Source organism: Bradyrhizobium iriomotense, from assembly GCF_018130765.1.
Lineage (GTDB): Bacteria > Pseudomonadota > Alphaproteobacteria > Rhizobiales > Xanthobacteraceae > Bradyrhizobium > Bradyrhizobium iriomotense_A.
Window position 1 is genome coordinate 277923 of record NZ_JAFCJZ010000001.1, and the last position, 26341, is coordinate 304263.

The following is a 26341-nucleotide window of genomic DNA, read 5'->3' on the forward strand; positions in this document are numbered from 1 at the left end:
TGAGCCCGAACCTAGCGGTCTCAGGGCCCTCGGGCGGTCGAAAAGGTTGCATTTTCCGCCAAACTTGGCGAGGATTTTCCGAGGGAGTTCCGATGACTTTTCAAGCCGCAACCGCAGTCCCGCGTCGCGCCGTGACCCCCGCCGCCTTCGTCCGCGGCGTGGTTGCCGCCTATGAGCGGTATGGCCGCGATCCGGCTGAGGCCCTCAGCCGGGGCCAGGTAGCGCCAGACCTTGTCCATTCTCCGGATGGGCGGGTCACGGCTGTCCAGTTCGAGGCCCTCGCCGGCCATGCCATGCGCGAGCTCGACGACGAGGCGCTCGGCTGGTTCTCGCGCCGGCTGCCTTTCGGCACCTACGGCATGCTGTGCCGCGCCTCGATCACCGCGCCGACACTGGAGGTCGCACTCAAGCGCTGGTGCCGGCATCATCGCCTGCTCACCGAGGACGTGCTGCTCGATCTCGAGGTCGGCGAGGAGACCGCGGTCGTGTCGATCCGCGAGCAGCGCGACCTCGGGGCTTTGCGCGAATTCTGCCTGGTCACCCTGCTCCGCTACGTGCTCGGCTTCTCCTGCTGGGCGGTGGATTCCAGGATCGCGCTCCGCGCCGCCGAATTCCCCCACCCGGAGCCGGACCACGTCTCGGTCTATCCGACCATCTTTTGCAGAAACGTCCGCTTCGGCGCGGCCCATGCCCGCATCGTCTTCGACAAGCACTATCTCTCGCTGCCGCTGACCCGCAGCGCCGCCGATCTCGACAACATGCTCAAGGGCGCGCTTAGGCTCACCGTGCTGCCCTACCGGCGCGACCGCCTGCTGGTCGAGCGGGTCCGGCGCGTGCTGCGCAATGCGCGCGGACGCAGCCTCGGCGCCGAGGATGTCGCGAGCGAGCTGGCGCTCTCCACCCGCACCATGCACCGCCGCCTGCGCGAGGAGTCCACCTCACTGCGCGATCTCAAGGAAGAAGCAAAATTCGAGCTGGCGAAGCAGGAGCTGATGCGCGGCCGCACGCCGATCAAGCGGATCGCCGAGATCGCCGGCTTCCGCAACGAGAAGAGCTTTTCGCGCGCCTTCCGCACCTGGACCGGTGCCAGCCCGCGCGAGTTTCGCGGAAGATATCGCTGAGGCGCGCCGTTACCTGCCTGTCATAAACCAGCGGCCCCCGAGATCACTCCCGGAGGCCGCAATGTCCTGGATCAGGTCTTGAATTCAGGCGTTAGTTCTGCGCGCCCGAGCGAGGCTTGGGCTGCTTCGTCTGCTTCGGCTGGAAAGCGAGCGCGTCGTTGGTGGTCTTGGCGCCGCCGGCCTGCGAGCACGTGCCGCCGATGCCGCCGGCCGCCTGCCGGCAGGCTTCCATGGTCGGGAAACCGCAGCCATGAGCGGCCTGGGCGCCGTTGGTAATGCAGTAGTCGTCGGCCTTCGCAGCCGGTGCCGACAGAACAAGGAACGCAGACGCAAACAGCGTCGCAGCAGACGCTGCGATCGTCTTCGAAGTCGAAGTCATGATGTCTTTTCCTGCTTCAGGGTCCCACAAAAGAGTCTTCGGCCTGCAACGCAGGCTGAGGTTCACACCTTGCATCTAGGCGACGAACGGGGACCGACAATCACGGCTCAGCGCATTGCAGGACTTCGTAAATCACATGTCACAGTTAGGTGAGTGAGTAATGTAATATAATTCGGATTTTTTGAGCCCGACCGACGAAATAGAGATCGAATCCGCTACCCCGCCGGCACCGCCGCCTCCTGCAGCGGCAGCGGCACGTCCTTGGCGACGCCCAGCACCGGAAAGCTGCGGACGTTCTTGACGTCGGGCATCGCTGCGAAATGCAGCAGCTGCTGGCGCATGCTCTCGACGCTCGGCGCGACGCATTTGAGGAGATAGTCGGTGTCGCCGGAAATCCGCCAGCATTGCTGGATGCGCGGGATCGCGGCGATCGAGCTCTCGAACGCCTCCAGCACCGGCTGAGCCTGGCTGCCGAGCTGGATCGAGACGAACGACACCACCTCATAGCCGAGCAGCCGCTCGTCGATCACGGCACGCACCGCCCGGATCACACCGCGGCTGAACAACGATTTCAGCCGCCGCAGGCAGTTCGGCGCGGAGACGCCGACGCGCAGCGCCAGCTCGTTGTTGCGGACCCGCCCGTCCTGTTGCAGCTCGGAAAGTATCTTCAGATCGACGCCGTCGAGCTGGTCACGCCCCGCCATACCCCACCCCGTCATGGTCGTGTGATGCGAGGCAGCGAAGCACGCGGCGGAATTGGTGCCAAGGGGCTCAAGGACAGCCTGCCCTGTGGTCACGAACTCACCCTGCCCCCAAAACGCAAATGCCCGGGCCTGGCCCGGGCACGACGCCGCGACAGAATGTGCCGAGCCTCAATGCGTCCAGGGCTCGCCGCGGCGGAACGAGAAATTGTCGGCATAGGCGACCGGCCGGCGGATCGAATCCTGGGGCTCGATCACCTGGTAGGCGATGCCCTTGCGCTCGCAATAGGCGACCGCCTCTTCCTTGCTGTGGAAGCGCAGGGTGATCTGCTGCTTCATGTCGCCCGACGAGGTCCAGCCCATCAGCGGCTCGACCGAGCGCGGCTGCTCCGGCTCGTAGTCCAGCTGCCATTCCTTCGTCTTGGACCGGCCGGATTGCATCGCGTTCTTGGCGGGCTTGAAAATGCGTGCGGTCATGGGTGGTCCGGGCCTCGTCTTTTCGTTCGATTTCGATGCGTCAGGGTGGCAGTTGGTGGAAACCTCAGGGATAGTATAGAGACACCAATCGGAAACTGATCGGTGATTCCGGCCCCCCGGCAACCCCTCAGGACGGTATAGTCATTATGCTGCACCGTGACAATTGCGTACCCGCCCTCCGCGCCGGGATCCCGCCCGGCGGCACTACCCTCCCGATCTCAGCCTGTCCGCCCCCCTCGAGAGCTCCCGTCGCATGGCCTTCCTGAACATCAACGCAACGCTCCCCGAGAAAGGCCGCGACCTCCGGCTCGACCTGTTTCGCGGCGTCGCGAACTGGGCGATCTTCCTCGACCACATCCCCGACAACGTGGTGAACTGGATCACCACGCGCAACTACGGCTTTTCCGACGCCGCCGACCTGTTCGTCTTCATCTCCGGCTACACCGCCTCCTTCGTCTATGCGCGGATGATGCTGGACCGCGGTTTCATCGTGGGCGCCACCCGGCTCACCAAGCGGGTCTGGCAGCTCTACGTCGCCCACATCATCCTGTTCGTGATCTACATCGCCTCGATCAGCTATCTCGCGCTGCGCTTCGGCGATTCCGAGATGATCAACGAGTTCAACGTCGCCGGCCTCGTCGACAACGCCACCGAGACGCTGCGCCAGGGCCTGTTCCTGCGCTTCAAGCCGCTCAATCTCGACGTACTGCCGCTCTACATCGTGCTGATGGGCCTGTTTCCGCCGGTGCTGTGGTTCATGCTGCGCAAGCCCGATCTGACGATGGTGCTGTCGATCGTGCTGTGGCTCGCCGCGCGCCATTACGGCTGGAACCTCACCGCCTATCCGGCCGGTCAGTGGTACTTCAACCCCTATTGCTGGCAGGTGCTGTTCGTGTTCGGCGCCTGGTGCTCCATGGGCGGCGCACGGCGCTCGATGACGCTGATCAATTCGCCCATCACGCTGTGGCTCTGCCTCGGCTATCTCGCCTTCGCGCTGGTCATGACCATGGCCGGCCGCTTCCCGACCTTCGGCGGCATGTTCCCGGAATGGCTGTTCTCGGCCTTCAACCCCAACGACAAGACCAATCTTGCGCCGTATCGCTTCCTCCACTTCGTCGTGATCGTGATCCTGGTGATCCGCTTCGTGCCGAAGGACTGGCCGGGCCTGGAGTGGAAGGTGTTCGACCCGCTGATCGTGTGCGGCCAGCAGTCGCTCGCGGTGTTCTGCGTCGGCGTGTTTCTGTCCTTCGTCGGCCATTTCGAGCTGTCGATGAGTTCGGGCTCGTTGTTCGCGCAGCTGTTCGTCAGCATCGCCGGCATCGCGATCATGACGACCGTGGCCTATTACATCTCGTGGTCGAAGAAGCAGGACAAGCCGCTGAAGCCGCCGCCGGCCAAGCCGGCGGCAGAGGCGAAGGCGGCCTGAGAGAGGCGGCAGTTACGCCGCCTCCTCACCATCGAACTCAGTGAACTTCTTGTAGATCCAGTCGCGGCCGTCGTGCCGTCGCCAGACCTTGCCGTAGACGAGCTGCCCGTTGATCGAGCGGCGTGGCACGATCACGGTCCAGAGGTGCCAGATTTCTGTCCAGCTCGACTGCGTACTGACGGTTTTTAAGTTGCGATCGAAAGACATGACGCAGAACTCACAGAATACGCGCGCCGCGACGAACTGTGACCTTGTGTGAGCACGGATTTCAGGCAGCCCATCGCGAGCCGGGACTGATCTGATAACGCCCGCGGAGGCGGCCGCAACAACCGCTCGCCCTTAACCTAACCGATCAACCTTACCTGCCGTGGACGGGTGGCCGGACCGGTTGAAAGCCGACGCCGGCTTTTCTAGAATGCATGGGCGATTTGAGATGAGCGTGCCGTTTTGGACGCGCGGTGATTTTGAACTGACATTGATTTTGAAAAATGACTTACCGGCTGGGGCGACCGCAATGAATTTGCAGTGTGTATGTCTGCGCCTGGCGGTGCGATCGATGCCGCCTGCCCCATTGCTCAGGACGTCGGTTCAGGAGCCACCCAAGCCCGCCAACGACAATCAGATGGTCTGGCCTTTCGTGCCGTTTCCGCCCGGCTGGCACGCGTCGAGCTGATTGCGTTGGGCCTGAAAAGCGCAACGCCGCACAAGCGGAATATCATCGCTTGGCGGCGTCCGTTTAGGCATTGGGCGCTGAAATCCCCAACACCCATATGTCTGTGACGACAGACAAAGGTTCGATGAACCTTTGGTAATTCTGCGCCCGTGGCCCCCGCCAATACTTTGAAAAATCGCGCGGAAGTCGTGCCCATGCGGACAATGAGCGCCAGGGCTTTGGCCACCTTCAGGCATGCCTTGCGCGAGCGCTTCAGGACGCCATAGGCCACCTGCCCTGCGTCGGCGATCGATCAACCTGGGTTAGACCGCAGCGCTGGCGCTGGACGTGCTGCCGGATGCGTTCTGGGCATTGCCACTGACCGCGCCCTGCGCGTTGTAGGTCTGTCCGGCCTGGCTGCCTTGACCCGCTTGCGAACTCGCGGACGTCTCGACCTCCGTCGTGCCGTCGGAATAGGTGATCGTGGTGGTGGTGACTCCATCGATGGTGATCGAGACCTCGCTGACGATGGTCTTGCCCGAGCTGCCACTGCCTCCCGATCCCGAGCTTCCGCCCGCCGATTGCGACGACGATGTCGCCGACGCCGATGACGTGGCCGAAGTCGACGAAGCCGCCGATGTCGAAGATGCCGCGGAGGATGACGCCGTGGCGGTCGACGGGGTCGTCGTGACCGCCGCGCTGGTTGATGCAATCGCACTGATCGACATGAAAACCTCGTCGGAAGGAACCTCGGGCGCAACGCCGGTTGCGTAACCGCCCCTTCTGCTTCAACGCGCCGGGCGGGCGAAGCAGGCGCTGGAGTCGTGAAAAATCCGGCGCGGCACGCATTTTCCTGCCCCGGCCGCAGCAACCAAACGCCGCCCTGCGCGTTGCAGCTTCTTCCCACCTGTCCGGGGATCCGCGAGCGGCTGCGATTAGCCGCGCGCCCTCATGGATGGATAGTCATCTCGTCTCACGTCCGTGTGAGCTGGAGCGCGGCCGGTGAATTTCTTTGACCGAGCAGAGACCAATGAACAGCAGGCCGCAGGGCAAGGGGGCACAGTGAGCCAGATCGATACGACCGAGAAACTCTCCGAGGTCCCGGAGAGCGGAAACTCACTTTTCGCGCTCTGCGGGCTTGGCGTTGCGGGGATCGTCATGCTGGGCTGGATCTGCGCCCTCGCCTGGATCGCCTGGCGTCTCGTCGATTGGCTGCTGTTCTGAATCGGCGGCCGCGTTTGTGACCGGCCGCCTCCTCCACCTCAATAGTGGTAATTCACACCGATCGTCGCGGCATGGATCGTGTCCTTGAGGTGGGCCACGGTGATGCCTTCAATCGGACTGATCAGCTGGATCGGGCCCTTCGTGCCGAAGTCATGGTAATTGTATTCGACGTTGGCCGACCAACGGGGAGCAAACGCCCATTCGACGCCGCCGCCCAATGTCCAGCCGGTCCGCATCACCGACGCGCTGGGATCGATCGCTACACCGGCGGCCGGACTGACATACGCATCATCGATCTTCTCGTGAGTCCAGGCGACGCCGCCTCGCGCATAGAACAGCCAGCCTGTGCCATAGGCGTAGCCGAACCGTGCGGTGACCGACGCCAGGAAATCGTTCTTGAGGCCGAACTGCGACGGCACGACGAGGTTGCCGAGCGCGGGAAATCTGACATTGCTGCCATGGTGGCTCGACAGGCTCGACCACGCGGCGCGGCCTTCAGCGCCAACGACCCAGTTGGAAGCGAATTGATGGTCACAGCCAGCCTGTCCGCCGCCGACAAATCCGGCCGCGCCGAAATCGACCGTTCCCCCGGCGCTGTTGATCGTGCGATCCTCGCTCGCGCCGCCGCCGAGATGACCGCCGACATAACAACCGGTCCAGTTGAAGGTGACCGGAGGTACCGCAGGCGCCTGCAGCGCCAGATCAGCTGCAAATGCCGTCGTCGCAGACAGGGCGACAATCGCCGCACCGCAGAGAGCTTTCAACATGTCCTGACATTCCCCTATTGCACGCGCAGAGTTAGTGCACGCGAGGCTGACGCGGAGGTTGCGTCACGGACAACATGTCGCGGCAGAGGCTTCGCCGGCCTGATTGACACCAGGGGCGTAAGAACCGCGTGTCAGAATCACAGGGAAAAAATTTAGGAGATTCAACGTCGGGACTGGTCGGGGCAGCTGGATTCGAACCAACGACCTGCAGTACCCAAAACTGCCGCGCTACCAGGCTGCGCTATACCCCGGATGTCCTGAGAGCCCCGTCGATACACGCTTCCAAAGGCGCCAGCAAGCTTACAAACCGGCGCCAGCAGGCTGGCAACGCCCCAGCCGGTCGGGCCCTATTTGCTGCCGAACAGCGGGTGGCCGACACGGTCGCCGGGACGGATGCCGTATTTCTGCGCCGTTCCCGCCACCACCTCCAGAACCGCCCGGGCGGGGCCCCTGGAGGAGATGATCTTGGTCGACAGCGGCTCGGTGTTTTCCGCAATCCGCAGGATGCGGCCGTCGGCGCGGATGAAGATCATGTCGAGCGAGACATAGGTGTTCTTCATCCACATCGAGACTTCCTGCTCGGGATTGAAGTCGAACAGCATGCCTTTGCCGTCGGCCAGCTCCTTGCGGTACATCAGGCCGGTCTGCTTCTCCTCCTCCGTCGTCGCCATCTCCACCGAGAACACCTGCACGCCGTTCTTCGTGACGATCTCAAGCGGCTGGAAGCTCGCGGCGCCGGCGGGGGCACTCGCGACGGCAAAGCCAGCAATGACGAGGATGGCGGCAAGCCAGCTCCAGGCCAGGAACCGGAACGGCCGTCGATTGAAATTCATGGCAGAACGCATGGGGGATGGCACTCGAGGCGTGGGAATGGAACAGTCCTACGCGGCGACCGCCGGAAAAGCCAGAGGCGCGCCGGTCAGCCGGCGCGCCTCCGCTCACGATTGCGGGAATTGGTTGTCAGGCGAAGCTAGTGCGACTGCAGGCCGGGCGATCCGGTCTCGGGATGGATCTCGGCCGCCATCATGCCCTTGGAGCCGGGCCCGAAGCGGACCAGCACATATTGGCCGGGGCGCAATTCGGTCATGCCGAAGCGGCGCAGCGTCTCCATGTGCACGAAGATGTCGGGCGTGCCCTCGCCGCAGGTCAGGAAGCCGAAGCCGCGCAGCCGGTTGAACCATTTGACCTGGGCTCGCTCCAGCCCGCTGGTCGGCGTGACCGTGACATGAGTGCGCGGCGGCAGCATCTGCGCCGGATGGATCGCGGTCGACTCGTCCATCGAGACCACGCGGAATGCCTGGTAGCCCTTGGCGCGTTGGATGCATTCAACGACGATGCGCGCGCCCTCGTAGGCGGTCTGGAAGCCGTCACGCCTAAGCACGGTAACGTGCAGGAGGACGTCGGGCCAGCCATTGTCGGGAACGATGAAGCCGTACCCTTTGGAGGCGTCGAACCATTTGATGACGCCGGTCACCTCGACGAGATTGGCGCTGGCCTCGCCCAGTCCGGTGAAGGGACTGAGCGCTGTGTCGCGGCCAGCGCCACCATGCTCGCCCGGCGTCAACCGCCCCGGCGACGTGCCCTGTCCAGGAACTCCAAGCTTCTTGGACTCAAATCCGTCCGACGACCCCATAACCCCGGACCCCACACTGTCATGCAACCCGCCACATTGGCGGCGCTCGAATCACGCGTCTTAAGAGAATGTTCTCAATTCGACGCGACGCGAATCTTTCGACTCAAAAGATAACACTCCCGGTTGCGACGCATAGACAAAAAAGAGATTCGCCGGAACCTATGAACAGCTTGCACAGCCGCGAATCAAACTAACGCCTCAATTACCGACGAAGGGCCCGAGGGTTTCGCCGATGTCGTGGCGGATGACGAGATCGGCGATGTCGTCCTGCTCAGTCGGCTCGCGATTGATGATCACCAAACGTGCACCGGAGTTCTTTGCCATCATCGGAAAGCCGGCCGCCGGCCATACGACGAGCGAGGAACCGATCGCGATGAAGAGGTCGCAATGCTGCGACAGCTCGGTTGCGCGCTGCATTTCATCCTCGGGCATCATCTGGCCGAACGAGATCGTGGCCGTCTTCACCGGCTCGTCACACACGGTACAGTTGGGTGCAGCGCCGTCCTCGTCGAATCGTCGCTTCACCCAATCGAGCTGATAGGACTGCCCACATTCGATGCAGCGCGCATAAGTGGTATTTCCGTGAAGTTCAATTACGTGCTCGGTGGCGAAGCCCGAGGCCTGGTGCAGATTGTCGATATTCTGGGTGATGACCGCGGGAACCTTGCCGGCACGGTAGAGCGCGGCGAGCGCGCGGTGGCCGCGGCCGGGCTTTGCCGCCGCAAATACCTCCTCCATCGCGAAGCGCCGGCGCCAGGCTTCGTCGCGTGCTGACTGGCTCGCGACAAATTCGCCGAACTCGATCGGACGGTAGCGCGTCCAGATTCCGCCCGGCGAGCGGAAGTCGGGGATACCGCATTCGGTCGAGATGCCGGCGCCGGTAAACGGCACGATGGTCCTGGCCTCGGCGATCATGTCGCCGAGACGTTCGACGCCGCTGCGAATATCCGATGCAATCATGGGCCAGCCATCCTGACTTTCGAGCATGGCTCTATAGCATGGCTCGCGTCGGACGTTGCCGTCATCTCGTCAGGCGCGCCCTGCCCCGCTACAGATTCGGCGCGCGTCAGGCCGCCGCTCGCTGGCTGCGTCGCAGCCAAGCGACAAGATTGTTGACGCTCTTGTCCACGGCGAACAAAACACGCGGAGATACGTGCGCTCGGCAATTTTTTCCGACCACCGCTTATCACAATCCTGCAATGCCTCCTCCCCATTGACGCCCCAATCAGAAGCGCCAATGCATATGTGATTGCGACTCAGCGCGCGATGCGGCGGCAGCGCGCGAGTACACATGTAGACAGAGTCCGATAGACAAAATCCGATAGACAAAGTCCAAGTGCGAACAGAGGGGATGGACATGACCGAAGACGAACAACGCAAGATCCGCGAACGCGAAGAGATCGCCGCCCGTGTCGCCGCCTTCCGTGCCACCCAGGAGAAGTTCAAGCGCGAACGCGAAGAGTATTTCGTGTCGACGCTCGAGAATGCCCGCAAGGTGGAACGGCCCTCGCTCTGGCCATAAGACACGTCTGATCGATACGCATGAAAAAAGCCCGGAGCATCGCTCCGGGCTTTTCGCGTTATTGAACCGTTACCAATGGCGATAGTAGTAGTGGCGCCGGTAGTACGGTCCGCCGTCATAGGCGTACGGGCCCGGTCCGTAATAATAGCCCGGCCCGTCATAGTAGCTGTAGCCCGGACCGTAATAGCCGTACGGATGCGACGCGGCGACCGCGCCCGCGGTGATCGCGCCGGCGGCAAGGCCGAATGCGAGGCCCGGACCGATGCCGCGTCCGCGCGCCTCGGCAGGCGCAGGCGCTGCGACCGCGGTCACGCCGACGGCTGCGACGGTGGCGAGAACTGCCAGTGTCTTCTTCATGATTTCCTCCTTCGCAACAGGAGACACAACGCGGGCCGCCTGCGATGGTTGCGCGCAGGGTGGAACCGAGGGCTGTCAAAAAATACCGATGCAGGCGGAACGAAATCTCCTCACCGGCATTAAGTCTGCAAGTGCAGAGCCTCCGCTATCCGGTAGAGGCAAAAGCACGGAAGCCCCGTCAGTATCCTCCGCGATGCTGGCGGGGTTTTCAGTTCCACGGGAGAATCCCACGGGAGAAAATGGCAGCAGACGATAATTGCTGCCAGCGGGGCGGATGCCGAGGAGGAAGGATTGCCCATATCCGCTTTGCTGGCCCGTATCCGCGGGCTCGTTCCCAAATCCGATGATCAGCACTACGAGCAGATCGTGCGCCATTTCGGTGTCGGCACGCTGCGCCCGCCGCCGACGCCGATGAGCGACGGCGAACTGGCGCGGGCCATCGCCGAGTTCCTCAAGGCACGGCCCTCATCCGAATCCGTCGCGACCCTCGGCCGGCGGCTCGACCCCTCCTCCGGGCTCTAGCCGGATTTTCTTGCGCGCGCGGAACAAGCGCCTCTCGCGCACGTTGAAGTTGTCTTGAGGAAATGCGAGGCCCGACATGCCCGCCTGGCTCGAAGTTCTGCTCAACCTGTCCGGCTTCGCCGGGTTCGTGGCGCTTGCGACCTGCGGCGCTTCGTCCGGCGATGCGTCGGCGGCCGACCGGGTCCACACCGACGAGCGCTAATTGGCGCGCGGCGCCGAGCCCGCCGTGCGCACCAGCCTGTCGGCCTTGACCGCGACGCGGGTGTCGACACCGGTTTCCTGGGCTTGCGGCCGCAGCGAGAAGCTGATCACCACGAAAGCGAGGCAGAACAGCGAGCCGACGATGGCGACCCGCCGGTAGGTGTGCCGATCGCCTTGATAAAAGGACGGTTCTGAAAAGGGCTTCATGTCAAAAGCTGCTTCTTGGCAAAGTCGTTCTTGTCCTTGCAAGAACACCTACTCCAAACAGCAGCAATCGCAACGCGATTGGGCTTTTAACCTAACCGAATAGGGTTATCGGCTTGCGCGCAAGCTTTCGTTAGGCTTCGCGGCACGCGCCGGTGCGCCTGCGCGCTCGTCGGCGCTCGACGGAAGCAGCGGCCGCGCCCTGCACTGCTGCATCCATATCGCTAGCGAAGCTCCATGGCATTCGCCGTCCGGCTTTGTTCCAGTTCCGACTCCATTTCGTTCTCGAAGAACGAATCGGAGTCGAGAAAATCAGCGCAGAGCGTTTCCTAACGATCGATGAAGTCGCGCGACGCCGCTGCATCGGCGACAGACAACTTCGGCGGCACGAAATTTCGAGACGACTAAGCGATCACCGCGCAAAGGCAAGCGCAGCGCCACTCGCCACGCATCCCTAGCCTGCGGTCAAAATAGCGCACCGCGCGCGCCCCTCGGCGATATCAGATCAAGCGCAGGCCGCCAGAACGTCACCGCGCCCGACGTTCGTCGATGTCGGCCGAGCCTACTTCAAGCCGCCCGCTTGCCTTTGCCCTTCTCGGAAAAGCATTCGAGGATCTGTATGCGGAGCTCTTCTGCGGCTGGGCCTTCGACCTTCCTGAGTTCGTTCCAGAGCCGGATCACTTCGCGCTGTTTTTCGACGGTCATGAGTCACCTCCAAGGTGACCTGACGAGAACAAAAAGAGAACATCGAGTCCAGCCCCTTCGGGAAATTTCCCGTGCAATTCTTTTGAACCTTCCGGGCGCTGCGCAGACTCATGAAGGCTGGGGATTTCAGCGCCCAGTCACATAGCAGCGCCGCGTGACGAACATATTCCGTCGCCGCGGCGCTGTTGCATTTTGGATTTTCAACCTTAAGTTCGAGCTATGACTGACGGCCAGGCGCTGAAATCCCATCGCCGTCAGTTTGGAAAACCCCGCGCGCATCGCGCGGGGTTTTTCTTGGTCAGGTGTTTTCTTTGTCAGGCTGCCGGTCGATGACGCCGCCATACATCAGGCGGTGAACCTTCCTCGCGTTCGCGCGTCTAATGAATGAAGCTTCCCCCAAAGGCTTCCATCAAGGCTACCCCATCAGAAAGCCCCGCTTCCCCCAGGCGGGGTTTTCGCTTTCTGTGGACGGCGCGAGGCCGGCCTGTGCTTCAAATCAAAAAGCGAAAGCCCCGTTCCGAACCCATCGGAACGGGGCTTTGGGCACGCAAGGCTGTGCGCGAGCGCCGGATCAGACGGCGTCCTTGGCCACCTTCAGCGGCGAGGCCTTGACCGACTTGCTGGCCGGCTTGGCGGCGAACTGCATCGGCTCCTTGGTGAAGGGATTGATGCCCATCCGCGCTTCGGTCGCCGGCTTGTTCACAACCGACATCTTCACGAAACCGGGAATAACGAACTCGCCGGACTCGTTGAGCTCCTTGTAGCCAACCGTCGCCATGTACTCGATGACCGACTTCACGTCGTTCTTCGCAAGCTGCGTGCCCTCGGCAATCGCATCGATCAATTGAGTCTTGGTCATCTTCGCCATGTCAAAATCCTCTGGATTGGGTGGGGGTGAGCTGTGAGGTCACTTGCCGGGCACGCGACAAAGGCGCGCAGCGCGCTTCGTGTTCATGCCGGAGGTCAGGAAGTCACGGGGCTTAGAACCCATCGAGGCCGAAAACGCAAGCCGCAGTTTCACGTGAATCCCGTCACTTTTTGCTCGCGCGCGATGCTGTTGATATATGCCGCCGGCGGCTTTCCCAGCGCTTTCCTGAACATCGTGATGAAGGCCGTGACCGATTCATAGCCGAGCGCGGCCGAGACCTGCTGCACGCTCGCACCTGCGGCGAGCTCGCGGATGGCGACGATCAGATGCAGTTGCTGGCGCCAGCGTCCGAAGGTCAACCCGGTCTCCTTCACCACAAGACGCGCAAGACTGCTCTCACTGAGCGCGAGCTGCCTCGCCCATTGCGCCAGCGTGCGACGGTCGGCGGGATTGTCCGCGAGCGCAGCGGCGATCCGCTTCAGGCGCGGCTCATCCGGAAGCGGCAGATGCAGCTGCTGCACCGGCATCAACGGCAGCTCGCCGAGCAGCACGCCGATCAGGCGCTCCCGCCTCGCCTCGTCATGCTGCAGGCCGTCGGACAATGCGACGATCAGTTCGCGCAGCAAGGGCGAAATCGAAATGGTGCAGCAGCGGTCCGGCAGATCGACCAGCTCCGCCTCGATGTAGACGAAGAACAGTCGCGCATTGGCGGTGGCGCGATTGCTGTGCGCCATGCCGCTCGGGATCCAGACCGCGCAATGCGGCGGCACCATCCACAGGCCATCAGGAACGCGGCAGGTCACGCCGCCGCCGAGAGAGACCACGAGCTGTCCCTTGCGATGGCTGTGGTCAGGCACCTCGCCTTGCGTCCCGTCCGCATCGACGCGCACGGCAATGACCGGCGCGGACCGGTCGTCCACATCGAGGTCGAGCCAGGGGTACCTAAGCGGCTGTCGCATCTTTGACGGTTTTTGATGATCGATTGCGATAATACGCAAATTCATCCACCTGGAAAGTCGATAAATCCGAGGTCGCCCCAACAGGAGATGCGACCGTGCACGCCCTCACCATCCCAAAGCTCAGCCCGCTGGTTCGCACCCAGGCCGGCCAGGTGCGTGGCCAGGAGCGAGACGCAAACGGCGTGCTGGCGTTCAAGGGCATCCCCTACGCCGCGCCACCGGGCGGCCCGCTGCGCTGGCGCGCGCCGCAACCGCCGTTGCCCTGGCACGGCGTGCGCGATGCGTCGGCTTTCGGCGCGGCGTGCCTATCCTCGCTCGAACATGATCCTCGCCCGGGCCCGCGAAGCGAGGACTGCCTCACGCTCAATATCTGGACCGCCGCAAAGGCGGCGGACGAAATGCAGCCGGTGATGGTGTGGATCCACGGCGGCGGCTTTCAGTTCGGCTCCTCGGCCAATCCCACTACCGATGGTCGCCTGCTGGCGGCCAAAGGCGTCGTGGTCGTCAGCTTCAACTATCGCCTCGGCGTCTTCGGCTTTCTCGCCCATCCCGATCTCGATGCGGAAGCGCCATCAGGCAATTACGGCCTGCAGGATCAGTTCGCGGCGCTGCGCTGGGTCCGGGGCAACATCGCTGCGTTCGGCGGCGACCCTGATAACGTCACCTTGTTCGGCGAATCCGCCGGCGCGATGGCCGTGGGCATCCTGATGGCCTCGCCACTCGCCCATGGGCTGTTCCACAAAGCCATCGGCCAGAGCGGCGCATTCTGGGACGGCCGCCATGGGCCGCTGCAAGGTTTCGACGAAGCCCGCGCGCGCGGCCTCGCCTTCGCGCGCCGGCAAGCCGACGCATCGATCGCAGCCTTGCGCACCCTGCCCGCCGAGCAGTTGATGGCCGCCGCGCCCTGGAGTTTTCAGCGCGACCACGTCACGGCCGCGTTCTCACCCAGCATCGATCGTCATGTGATCCCTGATCTGCCCGCGCGACGCTTCCTGCACGGCGAACACATGCGCATCCCGCTGCTCGCCGGCTGGAACGGCGCGGAGGAATTCCCGTTCATGGCACGATCGCTCCCCGCGCAATCGGCGAACGCCTTTCGCGCCGCGGCCGAAGCGATGTTCGGCAAGGAGCGCCTGGCCGATTTTCTAAGGCTCTACCCCGCCGACACCGACGCAGAGGCCAAGGCGTCCGCCGCCGCACTCACGGGCGACATGGTGATCGGCGAGCAATGCTGGCAGTGGCTGCGGCTCCACCGCGCAAGCAGCCGCGCGCCGACTTACGGCTACCACTTCAATTACACCTCGCCCTATACGCCGATCGCCTCGCACGTCACCGAGATCCCCTTCGTGTTCGGCACGCTGACACCGCAGCAGATCGTCGGCAGCACGGCGCCACCGACTGAAGCGGACCGCGCGCTGTCGCAGACGATGATGAGCTATTGGGTGAATTTTGCCACGCGAGGGAATCCAAACGGGCCCGGTCTGCCGTCCTGGCCGGCCTATGACGAGACCGACATCGTGCAGATCCTGGGCACGACGATTAAGGCCGGCCCCAATCCGCAAGCCGGTCGCTTCGGCTTCCTCGGCAGCTTCCGGGAGAATGGCGCACTGCCGATGCGCTGGCGGGGCATAGACGCGCTTTAGACGCCCTCGCGCACCATCGCACCGACGGCACAGCCCAAAATGAGCGACACCGTCACCGGCCATACCGCCGCCATGGCAACAACGGCGCCAAAGCGGACGTCTCTGTTGGGTTCCAGCGAGTCACCTCACCGTGAAACTTGTGATGAGATGCGTGTTGTTGAGACTTCAGTAACCCAACGCATCCAAGCTTCATTAGGTATCGTTGCGTTGGAGTACCCCCACAGTGCTGAATTTTGACGAGCTGCGTGAACTCGCAGCCGATGTTCGCGTTTTTGTCGATGTCGCCGAGGACAAGGCCGAGGCGCTGAGAGCCGTGATCGCGGCTTATGACGTGGTGCTGGCCATCTTCCCGTCGGCGGAAGGCATGGGCCTGCACGTCATCAAGGGCAAGGAGATCCTGGACCGGATCGCGACATCACGGACCCATGCGATCTACAGCCACACGGCCGTCGCGGTCCCCGATCTCGAGCATGCGAAAGCGCTCAAGTACCTGACCACCCCCGTCGCACAACGGATTGCCGCGTAGCTGCGGCGCGCTGCTTGCCGGACGCGCAGAGCTGCTCGAAAGCAGACATGAGACAGGGTTCGCGAGACCGCCGCTCGACGCGGCGGTCGGCGGCCTCGCATGTTTCAGGGGTGGCTCGTGAGATCAGCTGCCGGGAGCCTTATAGGACGTGCGCAGCTTCGCCGCGTTCTGCCGCACCTGCTTGATCTCGTCCTGCGTGAACAGGCGCGTCAGCTTCACGTTCTGCAGGGTGCCCGCCGTGACGGTGAGGCCGGAAATGGCCGGCGCCGCACTGGGATCAGGCACGTCGAAGATCACGAGAACGCCGGGGCCGTCGGCCGCGACGCTGTACATCGAGACCAGCTTTCCGCCGGCCGCCTCGATCAGCTTCTGCGCCGCTTCCTGGCGATTGGTCGCGGGGTTTTCCAGAATGGCATTGAGAGCGCGCGGCGTGTATTGCCCGGTAAGACAGAAATGCATGTTGCTTGCTCCGTTCTGAAATGAAGACGCGCATCGCGACGATGCTGATCGTCGCGATGGTGGGATCTGAAATCAATGGAGTATACCGCCCGCCGTGGGCATAAACGCCGCCAGGTACTGACGAGGTTTCGGCACACCTCGTTGGCGGCTCGTCAGGGAACATACATCAGCGAGCGCGCGTGTGAAAGGCGGTTTCGGAAGCGGCTTTCTTATTCCCGTTGGCCAACACAACCACCCAGAAGTTTGATGGCTGTGGCGCAAAACTTCATCACGACGTCCTCGGCAACGCGCCGCGCCGTAAGCCCCGACAGCGTCGATCTCATAACCATGACGCCAGGCCCGACTGGCAGGATGCTCCGGCTGTTGTATGGTCGGATGTTTCTCGCGAGGGGCTGATGAAGATTGCCATTGTTGTCGCCGGCTTGATCGTTGTTGCCATTGCCGCTCTCGTCGCGATTCAGCCGGGCTTTCTGAAGCCTGCGTCGCTCGCCAATGTGAAGAAATCCGACATCCTCGGCTTTTCGCCCGGGATGACATCCGAGGAGACGAGCAAGGTCATCACGCAACGCCGCTACCGCTGCCGCCAGCTTCGCGACTCCTTCACCCTCGAATGCGCCGTCGATGGCGCCAAGGTCACGATCGACAGCGACGATGTTGACGCCAGGCATCCGATCTGGCGCGTCCATGCGGAGCTGAGCAATCCGGGGCCGCAAGACGCCGCCGTCAAATCGATCTCCGACCAGTTCAACGCCCAGCCGACGAAGGACGCCCGCGAGGGCTGGATATGGATCGTCGCCCGTGGCCTGAAGCTGAGCTACGACGGCGCCGCCCTGAAGCTCGTGGACGAAGCCGAGGAGGCCCGGCGCAGCAAGGACGGATCAAGGCGCTAAAGCATGCGGTGTATTCACTCCATGTCCCTGCTGGCGAAGTGACATCCAAACGCGACCAGGGCCAGAGTGAACGATGAGCCGAGCAGAATTCGCAGAGCGAGTTCTGTCCCATCGCTCACATACCTGACGTCGTGCCGGTGCGCGTAACGCTCGGGATGTGCAGCATCGGGCACCTGAGGAGAGCTCGTCAGAAGCACAAGCCACGCGACGGTGCCGCAAATCGCTGCAACCCTCGCGACCTTGCCTAACCTTTGAAGCCAGCGCTTCATGCCTCCCTCAGCGCCTTCACGGCGCTGAGAATGGCGAAAGCACCGAAACCATAAATGAGCGCATTCACGCCCCAGGACAGGGCGATGCCGAGGAAGGCGGGTCCTCCGACCGCTCCCCAGAAAAAATACGCGACGGTGATGCCAGGCCACTCCAGCGAAAGATAAGCGAAGTCGGTCAGCGGCTCGATGGCGAGGAGCAGCCCCGAAACGAGCGCCCCGATGGCCAATGCGATGAAGAGGTTCGTCTTCACGGAGGGCATCAGAGACCCAGCAGCCCGGTGATAACAGGGATGAGGAAATAGGCGGCGATCCCGAGCAGGCCACCCACGACAAGGCGTGCAGCGCGGCCGTGAATCTTCGTGTCCAACCACGCACAAATGGCCACTACAGCCTGTCTCAGCCAGCTAACGACGAGGCTTCCGACGAGATCAAACAGGAGTTCTGCAAGGAAAGCGGCCATGGCGTTTAGTCGCCCCCGCCTTTGGCGGGGTTCAACTGCCGAGGGTTTGACCATGGAGGTCGGCACTTCGGGATACGGGCAAGAGCGGGACTTTGGCGAGCCAGCAGCCGGACGGCGTTCGAAGGAGACGTTAGCGGGGTGCACGATCACCGCAATCTGGGCTAGCATCCCCTGCAACCACAAGGCGCCAATCCAACCGGCGCCGATCAAGGGGAGATCATCATGACGATACGCCTCGCCTAGCCTTGCCGCTCACCTTCGCCGCCAAGCTTTTCGAGACCTGTTTGGAATGCCTTCTGATGACCGCCGGGAACTCCAGCTTACCGTAATGGCGTGCGATATCTCCACTTCATAGGTGCCCCTTGGCCGACTTCTTGACGATCAAAACATTGAGCGACCTCAAGTCGATCGAGACGAGCGGCTTCGAGGAAGGTCTTACCCTTGAATACAAATCGTCGGACGCCCTCTGCAAAGAGAAGGCCGACGATATGTGCAAAGACGTGTCGGCGTTTGCCAACTCATCGGGTGGCCAGATCATCTACGGGATGCAGGAAAGGGACAAAAAGCCCAAGCTCGACGCTGGCGTCTCGGACCCCAAAATCTCGAAGGAGTGGATACAACAAATTCTCAACACCCGGCTTAGGCCGCGGGTCCAGGTCGAGATCGAGCGCATCGAAATTACGTCGGGGCACTACGCCTTTGTGTTGACGATCCCGCCCACGAAGACTGGCCCACATCAGCACACCGACAAGCGTTACTATCGCCGTTACGAAGCCACTCAGCTCGTGATGGACGATCAGGAAATCCGCGATGTCATGGGGCGAGCCACAACACCCGACCTCTGGGTGTCCTTGGGATTTCTTGGAGGTCTCCGCGAGCGGATCGAATTTCCGAGCGGGCGCGAAGAGTCCACGCCGTTCAACTTAATTACTCGCATCGCAAACCGGGCTGCCCAACCCGCCTATCACGTGGTCGTGGAAATTGGTCTCGCCGAGGAGTTCATCGTGATCAGCAGTGGTGACTACGAGCGCCTTCCGGATGCAGACAACGAACTAGGTACACCGATGCACTGGTTTCGATGGGTAAGAGGCTCCCCCCCGGGACTCCCCATCTTCAAGGAGCATCCGACGCTCCTCACGAACAATGTCCTGATGCTCGCCCTTACCTCTCAGGAATTAACAACGAACCACCTGTTCGATGCCACAATAAGGATTTCGGCCCCGGGCTTCTCCAGCACCGAGCATTGGGCGTTTGTTGCAAGAGGCGCGACGCTCAATATCTATGGGCCGGGCAGCGAATATGCGGCCGAGCCTGCGTCTTAACAGGGCGAAGACTCCCCTCTTCCTATAATTTTGAGCCTGCCCTCACGGGCCATTACGGTGACAGTGCACTAATCCTGCCGCCATCGCCGCCCGGTTGGCTCCGGTTTGGCCTAAGCTTGGCAACCGACCTATTGAGTGCACTGTCACCGTAATTTCCAAGGACGAGGACGCCGTGCTGCTGATCATAGGCGAAGGCCCGGCGACAGCCACGGCGGCGGAGGAGAAGTAGATAGCCAGACGGCCCAACCGAGACAATTCATGACACGCAAGAACGTCTACCCGTTCGCACTCGCAGTCCTGATGTTCGCAGGCTCGGCCCACTTTTCGATGTTCGTCACGTGGCTGGGATTTCCCGACGGATTCATGTCTCAGCTCGATCGCGCCGAGCAGCAATTGGCCATCTGCCTGACCTGGTTCAGCCTCGCCTTCGGGATCGGATTCCTTGGCCTCGGCGTATGGTCATTCCGTGCAGATGTGAGGAGGCCGCTGACATATGCGAGTATCCTCGTCCTGCTCGTTGCCGCGGGCTCTGTCGCGCTTGATCTGCATTTTCGAAGCTACATGATGGACAGCGCCGGCGGCTGAACGTCCGTACGGTGTGAGCGAGATATGGATCTTCGCACTACGGTGACGGTATACTACGGTGACAGTGCATTCAATTTATTCGCCATCGCCCACCCGGCCGGCTCTGCGGGTTCAGTCCACGCTTAGCGGACAGCCCAATTGTGTGCACTGTCACCGTAATTCCAGGTGCATTGGGACGGCGCCAAGGACGAGGACGCCGTGCTGCTGATCATGGGCGAAGGCCCGGCGACAGCGACGGGGGTGGAGGAGAAGTAGGGCGGGCGGCGGTCGATTCCATCAGGCCGAGTGTCATCGTCCGAGCGCACAGCACGCGCGTAGAGGATGCCATAATAGTACTTTCCACTATGAAAATTGAGACCATCCCCGCCTAGCGCGGGGATTACTTTTTGCTTGAAGCGAAGGCTACGCCGAGAATCACGATCACGACGAGAATCCCAAAAGCAAGACCAGCATCGCGGCCGAAGAATTCCCGCCAACCAGCTACGATCAGAATTATGACCGTGAGAACTGCCGCAACCACAGGCGGATTCTGAATGAGCGTTCTATTGCTCATGAATTGGCGGGAGCCTATCGCCACGAAGAACAGAACGATGAGGTATATCGCGCCAAGCCCCAAGACTGCCGAGAACAGTCGCTCCATGCCCCCTCCCGCCGCTTGATTGTGCATCAGCACTGACGAGATTCAAGACCTGTGCGCGCGATGCGCGTGCGCCTTCCAGCCATGGATGCGCCCGCGAATCCGCACGACGTGGATGCAATAATCTGGATTACCGCTTCCACGGTTTGTATTTCAGGGCTAGCTCTTCAGCCTGGCGTGGCCTGTTAGTGAGGTTCATGATGATCGCGATAGCGGATAGGTGAAACTTCAGCCTTGCCACGACCGGCTGTCCGTCAGGCCACTCGCCAAGTTGGGATATGCCCGAACAAAGCCCCTTCACTCTGTCATCATCGAACGACATTTTGACCTTATGCGCGAATTCATTCCTGATCTTGCGCAGGATGGTGCACTCCTTGAATTCTGTATCTGAAATCAACCCGATGGCGTGGCAGGCTCGAATTCTTGCCGAAAATGTCCCGAGTGGGGAATTGGCTTCGCTGATTAGCTCGCGCGCACTTTTGTTTGGGATTAGGAAGGCAGTCAGTAGCCGCTCCAACAAGCTGTCGATGAAAGCAGTTGTTGAAAGAGCTGCGCCTCTATCAGTTTCCTTGTTGAGGTCTTCGAAGAATTCCTGAAACTCCGACAAACGATCTTTCGGAATTTCGACTGGATTGAGGTAGAGGGTCGGTTCATCCATGGCGCCACCTATGGAAGCTCTACCTCGCACTACCATCAAACGGGTGACTATCGAAGTAGCGTCCTCAACTTGACCACAGCGTTCGCGATCGTCTCCGCCTCTCGGACGTTTAGATAGTTGCCGGCGTGGGTGTCTCGGGACCGATGCAAGGAATTACGGTGACAACACTGTCACCGCAACTAACGCCTTACTAAGCGCCAGTGTGCCAAGGCCTTGGAATCTTAATTCCCTCGAATTTGCCTCCAAGCAAGTACCGACCGGCGTTCGCAACGAATGAAATGAATACATACGCCGCCGCCCAACTAGCGAAGGGGGACTGAATGTAAATCACATAGAGCGAAATAAGTATCGATGCCACAAAACCGAAGCCTGTTAGCGAAAGCTTTCCTATTTGATCGGTGCGTCGAGCGATGATATCGGACGATTGGAGGCTGTGCTTAGCTTGAATTTCGATCAATTCCTTTTGGCGCTCCCACTCGGCCTGTCCAGCCCGACTGAGCGTCTGCTGATATCGAATGTTGAGGCGAACCGCGATTTGCTGAAACGTGTCGTAGATCTTGGTGTCGTCGTCCGGCAGCTCTTCAACAAACCGCGTAGCCAGCTCTTTGTAGCGATCCTTTACCCATACCTCCCATACCAAGCTGTCGGCGACCTGAGTAGGTCCGTAGATTTCTAAAACTTTGTCGCCGATACCCACGTCTTCTACTAGCTGGGCTATCGATCGCTCTTTTGAACTAATCGGCTTCTTGACCTGCTCATTTGTATCCGCCATTGCTCCCCCGGATCACAACTTAAGGTAAGCACACACTCGCCAAATCTAACGAGAAAGTAAAGCGCCGCCTTAATGTAGGCGCGCAGAACGCACTTCCGCGCACTAAGATAGCTTCGAGAGGATCCCCTGCCCCTCCTCCCACTTTCCTGCTATCTCCTACCCCCGCCGTCCCGGCCCAAAGCAAAACCCTCCGACTGTCAAAGGGAGCAACAACCATGCGTTATCTCCACACCATGCTGCGCGTGCGCAATCTCGATGTCGCGTTGAAGTTCTATCAGGATGCGCTGGGGTTGAAGGAGGTGCGGCGGATCGAGAACGACAAGGGGCGGTTCACGCTTGTCTTCCTGTGCTCGGCGGACGATCTCGAGGCGCTGAAGAAGCAGCCGCAGACGCGCGGCGCGCCGCTGGTCGAGCTCACCTACAATTGGGACGAGGAGAAGTATGGCGAGGACCGCTTCTTCGGCCATCTCGCCTATGAGGTCGACGACATCTACGCGACTTGCGAGAAGCTGCAGAAGGCCGGCGTCACCATCAACCGTCCGCCGCGCGACGGCAACATGGCCTTCGTCCGCTCGCCCGACCTGCACTCGATCGAGCTGTTGCAGAAGGGCGAGCCGAAGCCGCCGCAGGAGCCGTGGCTGTCGATGCCGAACACCGGCCATTGGTAGGGCCCCCGCGACAGGAACAAGCCCCTGCGCCCGGCGTTCACCTCAAGACAATGCGATTGGAGGAGAACGCGATGGCACGCGGAATCTTGCTGTGGGTGCTGGGCGTGCCGATCCCGGTGATCATCCTGCTGTGGCTGTTCTTCGGCCACTGACATCGGGCTCGGTATGCGATGAAAAAGCTCCGCCCCGGGCGGAGCTTTTTGCATGAGGGGCTCGGCGCAATCGCCGACGCTGGCGCGGCGAAATTCCGCTATCACCCCGCGCGAGGTCGCAACGCCGCGGGAGGAGCTTCATGCCTGACACCAAGCTGACGATCTGGGGCCGCGCCAATTCGGTCAACGTGCAGAAGGTGCTGTGGTGCCTCACTGAGCTGGGCCTCACCTACGAGCGCATCGACGCCGGGATGCAATACGGCAAGACCCGCGAGGCCGACTATCTCGCGATGAACCCGAATGCGCGGATCCCGACGCTGGTCGAGGGCGACTTCGTGCTGTGGGAGTCGAACTCGATCATGCGCTATCTCTGCCTCGCCCATGGACGCGGCACGCCGATCTATCCGGAGGCGCCGAAGAGCCGCACCAGCGTCGACCGCTGGCTCGACTGGACGCTTTCGGCGGTGCAGCCGGTCGACCGTCCGGTGTTCTGGGGCATCGTGCGCACGGCGCCTGCCGAGCGCGACCTGATCCAGGTGCAGCGCGATGCCGATGCCGCCGCCGAGGTCTGGGCGATCGCCGACAATCTGCTCGCCTCGCGCCGCTTCATGGAGGGCGAGGAGTTCACGCTCGCCGACATCGCGATCGGCTCTTATGCGCGGCGCTGGCTCGGCGTCGAAGGGATCAGCCGGCCGGCCCAGCCGAACCTGACGCGCTGGCTCGCCGAGCTCGGCAAACGGCCCGGATTTGCACAGTTCGTCGCACCGCCGATGTCGTGACGCGGCGGCGCGGCTCAAAGCTCGACGCACGCAGGGGAAATCCCCGTTTGGCCGCGAATGTTCGCCGCGCCTGCGCGACTTGACGGCTACTGTGCATGGGGTTGTTTTCGGACTTTTTTGTTTTGACCTTCGTGCCTAAAGCCAGCCGCGCTCGACCAGCACCACGCAGATGATCAGCACGAGCGTGACGACCGCGGTGGCGAGCTTTGCCGTCCAGCTGATGCCGCGGCCGACCCACCACAGCAGCGCGCAATACATCAGCACGGGGACGACGATATCGAGCCGCAACAGATCCAGCGGCATGCGCTTCAGCGCCTGACCGCGGCATCGACGCTGATCGCGCCGCCGATCTTCACGCAGGTACCCGTCGCCTCGACCATGTGGAAGCCGCGTCCATACGATGCGCAGGCATTCGCCGTCCCGGCCGTGCCCTTCAGCGGCAATGCCTTGCCGGCCCGCGACGGATCGGCGGCCGGCAAGCGCAGCGTCTCGGCCGCAGCCGCGGACGTGATGAGCAACGAGAGCAGGATGAGGAGCATCGCACGCATGCCGACCTTCTAGCCCGGACGGGTGCCGCGCGCCATCCGGCCCGCGCGGGCGATGTCAGATGAACCTGACGCCGGCCGATTTGCCGCGGCGCCAGATGACCTGGCAGCTCCGCCCGGTGCGGGCATCGCGCGCAAACGCCATCCGGATCACGCCGGGCAGCTGGCTCGCGTCCTCGTCCATCGTGATCTTTGCGCCCGTATCGGAGATGTCCTGGACCAGGCAATGCCGTGCCGCGAACCCGCCGTCGAGCGTGATCCAGGCATGCCGCGACAGCAGCTTGCGGGCTGCGCGCTTCTTGGGTGGTGGCATCGGCTAAAACTCTCCTGTTCCAACGCTAGCTCAGGGAACCCTAAGAAACCCTTGAAATCGCCTCCGAATGAGGCCCGGAGCGGCCCTGTCCGCCGGTTCCAAAAGACGTTCCCGAACGGCTTGCCCGCAGCCGCAAAGGCCACTATACGTTCGCCCGCTGCAAGCCGCCGGGCCGACTCGGACCGGTCGGCGGGCATGCCGCCACAAGCGGCGGGGCCCTGCGTTTGCTCCCTTCGTCTATCGGTTAGGACGCCACCCTTTCACGGTGGAGAGAGCGGTTCGATTCCGCTAGGGAGCGCCACGTGCCAGACGGCCCGCGAATTTACCATCCCCCGCAGTGAACCTGCCCGCCCCTGGCCTCCGACCAATGCTCGATTGGAACCGGTGCAGGCCATGGAGCAGAACAAATCCCCTTCGGACAGCCAGCCCGGCGTTGCAACGCAGCCACCGTCCTGGATGCACCGCGCCGCCGCCTTCGCGCCTGGCCGCCGCGCCAAAATGCTCGAGCATATGGCGCGCGCCAGATCGCTGCCGCAACGACAGGCCGCACCGAAGCCATCGCGCACGAATGGCGTGGAGATCCTCTGCGATGTCATCGGCCACATCGTCCTCTTCGGCATCATCGCCTTCCTCTTCATGTCGCGTATCCCGCTCTATGTCGGCGCCTTCCTGTTCTTCACCGACGGCGAGCGGATCGAACGCATGCTCGGGGCGATCGGCATCCGGTTCGAGCCCAATGCGATCGGGCCCGATATCGTCAAGGGCTTTGCGTCCTGGTTCGGATGGTTCGCGCTGCTCGGCGCACTGAAAGGCTCGGTCCCTGCCTTGGTCGCACGATGGATGCCTCCGGCCGAGTCATGGTCGTTCATCGCCGGCATCGCCCTTCTGTTCGCCTGCCTCGAAGTGTTCGGGTCGTTCGCGCTCCGGCGCGCACTCGCGTGGTGCGGATTGGAGCACCGGCCGGATGGTCTGATCTGGACGACGATCAAATTCCTGATCGCCCTCGGCCTGCTGGCTCTGGTGGTGTTTCTCGGATAGGCACCGCAGCCGCTGCTTCTGCTGCGCTCGGCAATGACGATGTTGTGAGAGCATCACGGTGCATGGCGCCCCGCGCGTTTACCGGAAATTTACCCCTGCTCCTGAGCGACGGTATCATTTGCTTAGAATTTGACGGCTACCGTGGAATTACGGAAATCATCCGCAATCGATTGGCCCTCATGTCCGTCGCAGAGTTCCTCAAGCAGCGAGCAGTGGAAGTCACCGTGAGCGGCAGCTACTCGCTGCCGCGCTGGTACGATTGCGAGGGCCAGCTGCGCACCTTCGCCTGCCGGACCAAGCGCGTCTCGCCCTTCCGCATGATCGTGGACGTGCCCGTCGTCGGCAAGGTCGGCGAGCGCGTGACCTCCTACTTCCAGGATTTCGGCGAATTCCAGTGCACCATCAGCGCGACGCTGAAGGCGGGCTTCCTGATGGAGCTCGAGATGACGCGGGCGCGGCGGGCCTGGATGTCGGAAAAGCTGACCTGGCTCGAGAAGAAGCAGAAGGACGCCAGCGTCCAGGAGCTGCGGCGTGACGCCCGCTTCGTTCCGCAGGTCTCGCACACGTTCCTGACGCTCGCCGATGGCAGCATCCATCCGTGCTTCATCATCGACGTCTCCACGGCCGGCGTCGCCATATCCTGCGAATACGATCCGCCGGTTGGAACCGCGCTTGCGGTCGGCGCCTGCGTCGGACGCGTCATCCGTAAATTCGACAACGGCTTTGCGGTCAAGTTCGCCGAGAAACAGTCGCGGGACGACCTCGTCCGCCTGATCGTTCGCTCGCCCCTGGCGCAGTCAGCCTGATACCGGCCGGGCCAATCTTAACTCTTTCTTAACTAACCGCTGGAGCCGGAGGCCCCTGCGCGATAGGGTGTGACCCAATACGTCCGCAATCAGTGCGGGCC

The 26341-nt window shown here is 62.3% G+C and carries 39 protein-coding genes and 2 tRNA genes; 18 read left to right on the forward strand and 23 right to left on the reverse strand.

Annotation, left to right across the window (positions count from 1 at the left end):
• The first annotated feature begins 92 nt into the window (after positions 1–92).
• Complete coding sequence (locus tag JQ635_RS01250; RefSeq protein WP_211408067.1) at positions 93–1121, forward strand: AraC family transcriptional regulator; 1029 nt, start codon at positions 93–95, stop codon at positions 1119–1121.
• A gap of 91 nt (positions 1122–1212) precedes the next feature.
• On the opposite strand, the gene JQ635_RS01255 is transcribed toward JQ635_RS01250, so the two are convergent.
• The 3 genes from JQ635_RS01255 to JQ635_RS01265 all read right to left on the reverse strand — a co-directional run bounded on the left by JQ635_RS01255 (position 1213) and on the right by JQ635_RS01265 (position 2678).
• Positions 1213–1500: a DUF3551 domain-containing protein gene (locus JQ635_RS01255; RefSeq protein ID WP_211408068.1), complete on the reverse strand. Its 288-nt coding sequence runs from the start codon at positions 1498–1500 to the stop codon at positions 1213–1215.
• A gap of 215 nt (positions 1501–1715) precedes the next feature.
• Positions 1716–2204, reverse strand: a complete 489-nt coding sequence (locus tag JQ635_RS01260) for an Lrp/AsnC family transcriptional regulator (protein WP_211408069.1) — start codon at positions 2202–2204, stop codon at positions 1716–1718.
• Between the two features lie 168 nt (positions 2205–2372).
• A complete protein-coding gene (locus JQ635_RS01265) occupies positions 2373–2678 on the reverse strand; it encodes an ETC complex I subunit (protein ID WP_014495449.1) in 306 nt (101 codons plus the stop codon).
• Positions 2679–2931: 253 nt separating this feature from the next.
• Between JQ635_RS01265 and JQ635_RS01270 the strand changes: the two genes are divergently transcribed.
• Positions 2932–4104 (forward strand): OpgC domain-containing protein, encoded by a 1173-nt coding sequence (locus tag JQ635_RS01270; protein ID WP_211408070.1) that lies wholly within the window; start codon positions 2932–2934, stop codon positions 4102–4104.
• 12 nt (positions 4105–4116) lie between these two features.
• Here the strand turns inward: JQ635_RS01270 and JQ635_RS01275 are convergent, their stop codons facing one another.
• Positions 4117–4311, reverse strand: a complete 195-nt coding sequence (locus tag JQ635_RS01275) for a hypothetical protein (RefSeq protein WP_211408071.1) — start codon at positions 4309–4311, stop codon at positions 4117–4119.
• Between the two features lie 226 nt (positions 4312–4537).
• Here JQ635_RS01275 and JQ635_RS01280 point away from each other — a divergent pair, with 226 nt between their 5' ends.
• The 3 genes from JQ635_RS01280 (at position 4538) to JQ635_RS01290 (ending at position 5980) form a co-directional block, all read left to right on the forward strand.
• The gene (locus JQ635_RS01280) at positions 4538–4777 is read left to right on the forward strand and encodes a hypothetical protein (protein WP_211408488.1); all 240 of its coding nucleotides are present in this window, start codon (positions 4538–4540) and stop codon (positions 4775–4777) included.
• A 483-nt stretch (positions 4778–5260) separates the two neighbouring features.
• On the forward strand, positions 5261–5530 hold the full coding sequence (locus tag JQ635_RS01285; RefSeq protein ID WP_211408072.1) for a hypothetical protein: 270 nt from the start codon (positions 5261–5263) through the stop codon (positions 5528–5530).
• 228 nt (positions 5531–5758) lie between these two features.
• A complete protein-coding gene (locus JQ635_RS01290) occupies positions 5759–5980 on the forward strand; it encodes an RNA-binding protein (RefSeq protein WP_211408073.1) in 222 nt (73 codons plus the stop codon).
• Positions 5981–6018: 38 nt separating this feature from the next.
• Here the strand turns inward: JQ635_RS01290 and JQ635_RS01295 are convergent, their stop codons facing one another.
• From JQ635_RS01295 to JQ635_RS01315, 5 genes are all read right to left on the reverse strand, one after another.
• Entirely contained in the window at positions 6019–6747 is a 729-nt protein-coding gene (locus tag JQ635_RS01295) for an outer membrane protein (protein WP_211408074.1), read from the reverse strand.
• 174 nt (positions 6748–6921) lie between these two features.
• Positions 6922–6998: transfer RNA gene (locus JQ635_RS01300), tRNA-Pro, on the reverse strand.
• Positions 6999–7094: 96 nt separating this feature from the next.
• Positions 7095–7580 carry a DUF192 domain-containing protein gene (locus JQ635_RS01305; RefSeq protein WP_211408075.1) on the reverse strand — a complete coding sequence of 162 codons (486 nt, stop codon included), beginning with the start codon at positions 7578–7580 and terminating at the stop codon, positions 7095–7097.
• A 137-nt stretch (positions 7581–7717) separates the two neighbouring features.
• Positions 7718–8380: a cold-shock protein gene (locus JQ635_RS01310; RefSeq protein ID WP_165425027.1), complete on the reverse strand. Its 663-nt coding sequence runs from the start codon at positions 8378–8380 to the stop codon at positions 7718–7720.
• Positions 8381–8578: 198 nt separating this feature from the next.
• Positions 8579–9340: an SIR2 family NAD-dependent protein deacylase gene (locus JQ635_RS01315; RefSeq protein WP_211408076.1), complete on the reverse strand. Its 762-nt coding sequence runs from the start codon at positions 9338–9340 to the stop codon at positions 8579–8581.
• Between the two features lie 397 nt (positions 9341–9737).
• Between JQ635_RS01315 and JQ635_RS01320 the strand changes: the two genes are divergently transcribed.
• The gene (locus JQ635_RS01320) at positions 9738–9902 is read left to right on the forward strand and encodes a hypothetical protein (RefSeq protein ID WP_164933808.1); all 165 of its coding nucleotides are present in this window, start codon (positions 9738–9740) and stop codon (positions 9900–9902) included.
• Between the two features lie 69 nt (positions 9903–9971).
• On the opposite strand, the gene JQ635_RS01325 is transcribed toward JQ635_RS01320, so the two are convergent.
• Entirely contained in the window at positions 9972–10259 is a 288-nt protein-coding gene (locus JQ635_RS01325; RefSeq protein WP_211408077.1) for a hypothetical protein, read from the reverse strand.
• A gap of 291 nt (positions 10260–10550) precedes the next feature.
• Here JQ635_RS01325 and JQ635_RS01330 point away from each other — a divergent pair, with 291 nt between their 5' ends.
• Together JQ635_RS01330 and JQ635_RS39175 are read left to right on the forward strand one after the other, a co-directional pair.
• Entirely contained in the window at positions 10551–10781 is a 231-nt protein-coding gene (locus JQ635_RS01330) for a hypothetical protein (RefSeq protein WP_211408078.1), read from the forward strand.
• A 76-nt stretch (positions 10782–10857) separates the two neighbouring features.
• Positions 10858–10983 (forward strand): hypothetical protein, encoded by a 126-nt coding sequence (locus tag JQ635_RS39175; protein ID WP_283825878.1) that lies wholly within the window; start codon positions 10858–10860, stop codon positions 10981–10983.
• On the opposite strand, the gene JQ635_RS01335 is transcribed toward JQ635_RS39175, so the two are convergent.
• The 4 genes from JQ635_RS01335 to JQ635_RS01350 form a co-directional block, all read right to left on the reverse strand.
• Positions 10980–11189 (reverse strand): hypothetical protein, encoded by a 210-nt coding sequence (locus JQ635_RS01335; RefSeq protein WP_211408079.1) that lies wholly within the window; start codon positions 11187–11189, stop codon positions 10980–10982. The genes JQ635_RS39175 and JQ635_RS01335 overlap by 4 nt on opposite strands.
• Positions 11190–11753: 564 nt before the next feature.
• Positions 11754–11891: a hypothetical protein gene (locus tag JQ635_RS01340; RefSeq protein WP_167336508.1), complete on the reverse strand. Its 138-nt coding sequence runs from the start codon at positions 11889–11891 to the stop codon at positions 11754–11756.
• 571 nt (positions 11892–12462) lie between these two features.
• Complete coding sequence (locus tag JQ635_RS01345; RefSeq protein ID WP_057754729.1) at positions 12463–12759, reverse strand: HU family DNA-binding protein; 297 nt, start codon at positions 12757–12759, stop codon at positions 12463–12465.
• A gap of 149 nt (positions 12760–12908) precedes the next feature.
• Complete coding sequence (locus JQ635_RS01350) at positions 12909–13718, reverse strand: AraC family transcriptional regulator (RefSeq protein ID WP_211408080.1); 810 nt, start codon at positions 13716–13718, stop codon at positions 12909–12911.
• Positions 13719–13813: 95 nt separating this feature from the next.
• Here JQ635_RS01350 and JQ635_RS01355 point away from each other — a divergent pair, with 95 nt between their 5' ends.
• Both JQ635_RS01355 and JQ635_RS01360 read left to right on the forward strand, forming a co-directional pair.
• Positions 13814–15361 (forward strand): carboxylesterase/lipase family protein, encoded by a 1548-nt coding sequence (locus tag JQ635_RS01355; protein ID WP_211408081.1) that lies wholly within the window; start codon positions 13814–13816, stop codon positions 15359–15361.
• Positions 15362–15584: 223 nt separating this feature from the next.
• The gene (locus JQ635_RS01360) at positions 15585–15887 is read left to right on the forward strand and encodes a hypothetical protein (protein ID WP_211408082.1); all 303 of its coding nucleotides are present in this window, start codon (positions 15585–15587) and stop codon (positions 15885–15887) included.
• Positions 15888–16010: 123 nt separating this feature from the next.
• Here the strand turns inward: JQ635_RS01360 and JQ635_RS01365 are convergent, their stop codons facing one another.
• A complete protein-coding gene (locus JQ635_RS01365; protein ID WP_211408083.1) occupies positions 16011–16346 on the reverse strand; it encodes a GYD domain-containing protein in 336 nt (111 codons plus the stop codon).
• A gap of 395 nt (positions 16347–16741) precedes the next feature.
• Between JQ635_RS01365 and JQ635_RS01370 the strand changes: the two genes are divergently transcribed.
• Positions 16742–17236 carry a hypothetical protein gene (locus JQ635_RS01370; RefSeq protein WP_211408467.1) on the forward strand — a complete coding sequence of 165 codons (495 nt, stop codon included), beginning with the start codon at positions 16742–16744 and terminating at the stop codon, positions 17234–17236.
• Between the two features lie 265 nt (positions 17237–17501).
• Here JQ635_RS01370 and JQ635_RS01375 read toward each other — a convergent pair whose 3' ends face one another.
• Both JQ635_RS01375 and JQ635_RS01380 read right to left on the reverse strand, forming a co-directional pair.
• On the reverse strand, positions 17502–17765 hold the full coding sequence (locus JQ635_RS01375) for a hypothetical protein (protein WP_211408084.1): 264 nt from the start codon (positions 17763–17765) through the stop codon (positions 17502–17504).
• Positions 17765–17965 (reverse strand): hypothetical protein, encoded by a 201-nt coding sequence (locus JQ635_RS01380; RefSeq protein ID WP_211408085.1) that lies wholly within the window; start codon positions 17963–17965, stop codon positions 17765–17767. Before JQ635_RS01380 ends, JQ635_RS01375 begins: the two co-directional genes overlap by 1 nt.
• Before the next feature lie 389 nt (positions 17966–18354).
• Between JQ635_RS01380 and JQ635_RS01385 the strand changes: the two genes are divergently transcribed.
• Both JQ635_RS01385 and JQ635_RS01390 read left to right on the forward strand, forming a co-directional pair.
• Positions 18355–19287 (forward strand): AlbA family DNA-binding domain-containing protein, encoded by a 933-nt coding sequence (locus JQ635_RS01385; protein ID WP_211408086.1) that lies wholly within the window; start codon positions 18355–18357, stop codon positions 19285–19287.
• Positions 19288–19545: 258 nt separating this feature from the next.
• Positions 19546–19872 carry a hypothetical protein gene (locus tag JQ635_RS01390; protein ID WP_211408087.1) on the forward strand — a complete coding sequence of 109 codons (327 nt, stop codon included), beginning with the start codon at positions 19546–19548 and terminating at the stop codon, positions 19870–19872.
• Positions 19873–20251: 379 nt separating this feature from the next.
• On the opposite strand, the gene JQ635_RS01395 is transcribed toward JQ635_RS01390, so the two are convergent.
• From JQ635_RS01395 to JQ635_RS01405, 3 genes are all read right to left on the reverse strand, one after another.
• The gene (locus JQ635_RS01395) at positions 20252–20512 is read right to left on the reverse strand and encodes a hypothetical protein (protein WP_211408088.1); all 261 of its coding nucleotides are present in this window, start codon (positions 20510–20512) and stop codon (positions 20252–20254) included.
• Between the two features lie 127 nt (positions 20513–20639).
• On the reverse strand, positions 20640–21167 hold the full coding sequence (locus JQ635_RS01400; protein WP_211408089.1) for a transcriptional regulator: 528 nt from the start codon (positions 21165–21167) through the stop codon (positions 20640–20642).
• 190 nt (positions 21168–21357) lie between these two features.
• Entirely contained in the window at positions 21358–21939 is a 582-nt protein-coding gene (locus JQ635_RS01405) for a hypothetical protein (protein WP_211408090.1), read from the reverse strand.
• A gap of 215 nt (positions 21940–22154) precedes the next feature.
• Between JQ635_RS01405 and JQ635_RS01410 the strand changes: the two genes are divergently transcribed.
• Both JQ635_RS01410 and JQ635_RS01415 read left to right on the forward strand, forming a co-directional pair.
• Positions 22155–22607, forward strand: coding sequence for a VOC family protein (locus JQ635_RS01410; protein ID WP_211408091.1), 453 nt, complete (start codon positions 22155–22157; stop codon positions 22605–22607).
• Between the two features lie 292 nt (positions 22608–22899).
• Complete coding sequence (locus tag JQ635_RS01415) at positions 22900–23538, forward strand: glutathione S-transferase family protein (protein ID WP_211408092.1); 639 nt, start codon at positions 22900–22902, stop codon at positions 23536–23538.
• Positions 23539–23673: 135 nt separating this feature from the next.
• Here the strand turns inward: JQ635_RS01415 and JQ635_RS01420 are convergent, their stop codons facing one another.
• The 3 genes from JQ635_RS01420 to JQ635_RS01430 are packed head-to-tail and all read right to left on the reverse strand — an operon-like array spanning position 23674 to position 24396.
• Entirely contained in the window at positions 23674–23841 is a 168-nt protein-coding gene (locus JQ635_RS01420; protein ID WP_211408093.1) for a hypothetical protein, read from the reverse strand.
• 5 nt (positions 23842–23846) lie between these two features.
• Positions 23847–24086: a hypothetical protein gene (locus JQ635_RS01425; RefSeq protein WP_211408094.1), complete on the reverse strand. Its 240-nt coding sequence runs from the start codon at positions 24084–24086 to the stop codon at positions 23847–23849.
• Positions 24087–24141: 55 nt separating this feature from the next.
• The gene (locus JQ635_RS01430; RefSeq protein WP_211408095.1) at positions 24142–24396 is read right to left on the reverse strand and encodes a PilZ domain-containing protein; all 255 of its coding nucleotides are present in this window, start codon (positions 24394–24396) and stop codon (positions 24142–24144) included.
• A 226-nt stretch (positions 24397–24622) separates the two neighbouring features.
• Between JQ635_RS01430 and JQ635_RS01435 the strand changes: the two genes are divergently transcribed.
• The 3 genes from JQ635_RS01435 (at position 24623) to JQ635_RS01445 (ending at position 26240) form a co-directional block, all read left to right on the forward strand.
• A tRNA-Glu gene (locus JQ635_RS01435) sits at positions 24623–24697 on the forward strand.
• A 92-nt stretch (positions 24698–24789) separates the two neighbouring features.
• A complete protein-coding gene (locus JQ635_RS01440; RefSeq protein ID WP_211408096.1) occupies positions 24790–25434 on the forward strand; it encodes a hypothetical protein in 645 nt (214 codons plus the stop codon).
• A 179-nt stretch (positions 25435–25613) separates the two neighbouring features.
• The gene (locus JQ635_RS01445; RefSeq protein ID WP_211408097.1) at positions 25614–26240 is read left to right on the forward strand and encodes a PilZ domain-containing protein; all 627 of its coding nucleotides are present in this window, start codon (positions 25614–25616) and stop codon (positions 26238–26240) included.
• Positions 26241–26341: the final 101 nt, after the last annotated feature.